Annotated in this window: 7 protein-coding genes; 4 read left to right on the top strand and 3 right to left on the bottom strand. The window is 40.1% G+C overall.

Translation table 11 applies throughout. The features are described from left to right. From F6K20_RS30275 to F6K20_RS30265, 3 genes are all read left to right on the top strand, one after another. On the top strand, positions 1 to 319 hold a 319-nt coding region (locus F6K20_RS30275), incomplete at its 5' end, for a response regulator (RefSeq protein ID WP_287297176.1). Positions 320 to 372: 53 nt separating this feature from the next. Continuing rightward, positions 373 to 597: a hypothetical protein gene (locus tag F6K20_RS30270; RefSeq protein WP_081473260.1), complete on the top strand. Its 225-nt coding sequence runs from the start codon at positions 373 to 375 to the stop codon at positions 595 to 597. Between the two features lie 166 nt (positions 598 to 763). Further along, positions 764 to 1,309, top strand: a complete 546-nt coding sequence (locus tag F6K20_RS30265) for a hypothetical protein (RefSeq protein WP_154659870.1) — start codon at positions 764 to 766, stop codon at positions 1,307 to 1,309. Between the two features lie 5 nt (positions 1,310 to 1,314). Here the strand turns inward: F6K20_RS30265 and F6K20_RS30260 are convergent, their stop codons facing one another. Continuing rightward, positions 1,315 to 1,458, bottom strand: a complete 144-nt coding sequence (locus F6K20_RS30260) for a hypothetical protein (protein ID WP_154659871.1) — start codon at positions 1,456 to 1,458, stop codon at positions 1,315 to 1,317. Positions 1,459 to 1,788: 330 nt separating this feature from the next. Here F6K20_RS30260 and F6K20_RS40215 point away from each other — a divergent pair, with 330 nt between their 5' ends. Then, positions 1,789 to 1,926 carry a Uma2 family endonuclease gene (locus tag F6K20_RS40215; protein ID WP_081431881.1) on the top strand — a complete coding sequence of 46 codons (138 nt, stop codon included), beginning with the start codon at positions 1,789 to 1,791 and terminating at the stop codon, positions 1,924 to 1,926. 610 nt (positions 1,927 to 2,536) lie between these two features. On the opposite strand, the gene F6K20_RS30255 is transcribed toward F6K20_RS40215, so the two are convergent. Together F6K20_RS30255 and F6K20_RS30250 are read right to left on the bottom strand one after the other, a co-directional pair. Further along, entirely contained in the window at positions 2,537 to 2,848 is a 312-nt protein-coding gene (locus tag F6K20_RS30255) for a hypothetical protein (protein ID WP_008187623.1), read from the bottom strand. A 271-nt stretch (positions 2,849 to 3,119) separates the two neighbouring features. Beyond that, a partial coding sequence (locus tag F6K20_RS30250; RefSeq protein ID WP_287297174.1) for a GMC oxidoreductase occupies positions 3,120 to 3,392 on the bottom strand: 273 nt, incomplete at its 5' end.

Genomic DNA, 3,392 nt, shown 5'->3' with positions numbered 1-3,392 from the left:
TGTGCAAGCTAAAGATGGTTGGGAGGCTATAGAACTATTGCGCAGAAGTAGTGGTATTGATCTGATTATCTGTGATTTAGAAATGCCACGGTTAAACGGTCTTGAGTTTTTGAGTCTTAGTCATCAAGAGCCAGCTTTAGCTGATATTCCTATTATTATGCTCACCTCCCGTAGTCAGGATAAATACAAAAAACTTGCTACCGAACTCGGAGCTATAGCTTATTTGACTAAACCGTATTTAGACGAAGATATTTTAGCAACAATTAATAAAGCCGTCAGCGGTCAGCGGTCAGCGGTCAGTGGTCAGCCTAATGCTTAAAATAAACCTCAGCATTCAGTAGTCAGCGGTCAGCGGTCAGTGGTCAGCGGTCAGTGGTCAGCGGTCAGCGGTCAGTGGTCAGCCTAATGCTTAAAATAAACTTCATTTGGGATAATTTAATAGTAAGCGGTCAGCGGTCAGCCGTCAGGGGTCAGCGGTCAGCTTTCCGTAACTCTGATCAAACGAATGCTTACCTGTTTTATTCAAAATCACCTCAAGTAGCGTGGCACAGGCTTCTAGCCTGTGACCTAACCCATAAGCTGAAAGCTGAAACCTGATAACTGATAGCTGATAACTGATAACTGATAGCTGATAACTGATAAATAATAACTGATAGCTGATAACTGATAAATAATAACTGATAGCTGATAACTGATAACTGATAAATAATAACTGATAGCTGATAACTGATAGCTGATAGCTGATAGCTTACGGAGTAGGGATATGAAAAAAATTAGAGTTATTGTCTTTAAAATCGCTAAGTATTGGTTAGCATTACCAATGACAGTGGTCTTAAACGTTAGGGATTTTCCCAGCAACATTAGGGAGAGTAGCAGGGATAACAGACTAATTCATCTAGACAATCGAACCTTGACGCTGCTGCCTTTAAAACCAATACTGGTCAAACCTACCAAAGCTAAGCTACCGATAAGTCAAGGTTTAGGGGAAACCGCTGCTGTCACAAAATCCCCTATTGATTTATCAAATGTTGGCGAATTTTTGATCATCGTTAAAACTCCCGGGGGAGACGCCTGCGCCATTCCGGTTGAGCGGCTACCCACTATGATCGATTTGCCCTTATCAACGATTCGGAAATTGCCAGACTATTACAGTGAAACCTATCTCCTTGGTATGGCTAATTATGTCGCGGTGTGGCAATACGAAGCAGAAAAGTTAACGATTTTTTTGCTGGATTTAGAACGAGCATTGAGTGTTGCTATAGGTTATAGTTCAGGGAGTAGGGAGCGGTGCGACCCGTGGCGAATTTAATTCGCCTACGGAAAGCGCACCGAGGGAGTAGGGAGCGGTGCGACCCGTGGCGAATTTAATTCGCCTACGGAAAGCGCACCGAGGGAGTCGGGAGCAGGAATAAGGGAGCAGGGAATAGGTAATAAGGAGAAAAAATCTCTGTACATCATAGCTATGATAAACGCTATATATCAATCTCCTAACCTTAATGTATAGTGCTAGTATTCAGAAATAACCATAAAAATCTCCCCATTTCGCCATCGGAGTGTGGGAATTTTAACTGAAATTTTTACCTAATTGTAAACGTGAGATGCACCCCTCCCCATGCTACTGGAATTCGGATCACTTGCCGATTGTTGGATAATCGTTTATGAGAGCAAGGGTTAGCTCAAACACAATTACCAATTCAGTTAAGTAATTACTCCGAACTCCAACCAGATATAGCCGTAGTTATACCAGATGAACTGCAATACCTAGACCATGATCCCACACCATCATAAATTTATTTAATTATTGAAGTTGCCGATACTAACTTGAGGAGGGATTGTGAACTGAAAGCTAACCATTATGCAGAGGCGGAGATTGCTGATTATTGGGTAATTTATTTAACTAATCGTCAATTGCATGTTTTTCGATAACCGACTGAGCAAGGGTATCAAAGTCAGGTAATTATGGCAGAGGATAATATAATTTTACCGTTACAGTTTCCAGATTGTTTATTAACTGTATCTTAAATGTTGCCACCAGTGATTCCGGAGTTTCTTGAGGGTTGAGGGTTTACTGTTTACTGTCAATGGTTATCTAAGCACCTAAACAAAATTAATTTCCTACTACCAATCTCTGTAAGCCTTACAGTGTAAGGCTTTGTTTTTTTTAAAATGGGTAATTAATTTTGTGCACCTGCTTATTCAGAAAAACGTGGAATAGTTATTAGGCGATGGGAGTGTTGAATTGCTGACTCCAATGCTAGCTAATTCAAATTTATTTATCTAGATTATGTATTTTTAAGCATCGGATAGGTATAAAATAAGTAACTACCATAGCCCTAATAAAGATGTGAGAACCATAAATTTCGTGGATCTATAATTCCTATGTGAAAACGACTCTTTCGTACCTGTTATGCTAAATTTATTCATACTAAATAATGCCCAAAACCCTTGCTAGGAAAAATTTTGGACATTATTTCTAGTTAAGTTAGTTTATTTGAGGTATGAACTCTAGGTATAGCTATCTTTGAAGTTTTTGTGACTAACAGTTTTGCATTCTAAGTCTAGAAGAAGCTTCTAAACCTGGTGGCATACTCCCTGGATCTGGACCTACCTCATCTATTCCTTCTTTATCAGTGCCAGTCTTTGTTATTTGTTGATTAAATTTGGAAGTTCCAGTGTCAGTTTCTAGATTCTGAGCATTAATTTTTTGATACCCATCACCAAATGACCCAATAGATTTATAATCCTGAGCAGAAACATCACTACCAAGAGCATACCTTACTTCTTTAACTTGTTCTATTGCTGCATTAAGAACTTTAATTAGCATATCTATAAATTGAGAATTATTCATTATTAGTTATTGATTTAAAGGAAACAATGACTTGGCTACTCAGGATTATTAGCAATTTTTATAGACAATAAGAGATTAGCTGGCATCCTCTGAAGTGATGCCAAGTATGGAGCCACCTAACAAAATAGTGTTATAGATATCCCTCGATACCTAGAATTAATCCATCGGTCTTTTCTGGCTTAGCAATTAACTCGCGCCCAATTTCTGGGATTATATCATGTCGATCAGATATTTAATTCCCGACTCCCTCGGTGCGCTTTCCGTAGGCGAATTAAATTCGCCACGGGTCGCACCGCTCCCGACTCCCGACTCCCGATTCCCCATTCCCCACACATATCCTCTTCGCCACATGGAAACCAATCAAATAAGCTGTCATCTGCGTACTAATCCGGGGCAAGGGCACAGCAGAAAGGTCAGCCACATAGACATTAGCTGACCCGTATACTTTACCAGTATCTATTGCATTGTCGAGTCCTTTATCAATCGCCTTACCGAATAGGCATCCCCCCGACAAGTGCTGCTCCGACAGTAAAAACCTGCGACA

Source organism: Moorena sp. SIO2C4 (assembly GCF_010672485.1).
GTDB lineage: Bacteria > Cyanobacteriota > Cyanobacteriia > Cyanobacteriales > Coleofasciculaceae > Moorena > Moorena producens.
The sequence above is the reverse complement of the archived record's forward strand: the minus strand, read 5'-3'. Positions and strand labels throughout refer to the sequence as shown.

Coding starts and splice junctions, on each gene's coding strand:
- F6K20_RS30255 (WP_008187623.1), bottom strand. CDS start 2,848: ATGAATAATTCTCAATTTATAGATATGCTAATTAAAGTTCTTAATGCA.
- F6K20_RS30265 (WP_154659870.1), top strand. CDS start 764: ATGAAAAAAATTAGAGTTATTGTCTTTAAAATCGCTAAGTATTGGTTA.
- F6K20_RS30260 (WP_154659871.1), bottom strand. CDS start 1,458: ATGATGTACAGAGATTTTTTCTCCTTATTACCTATTCCCTGCTCCCTT.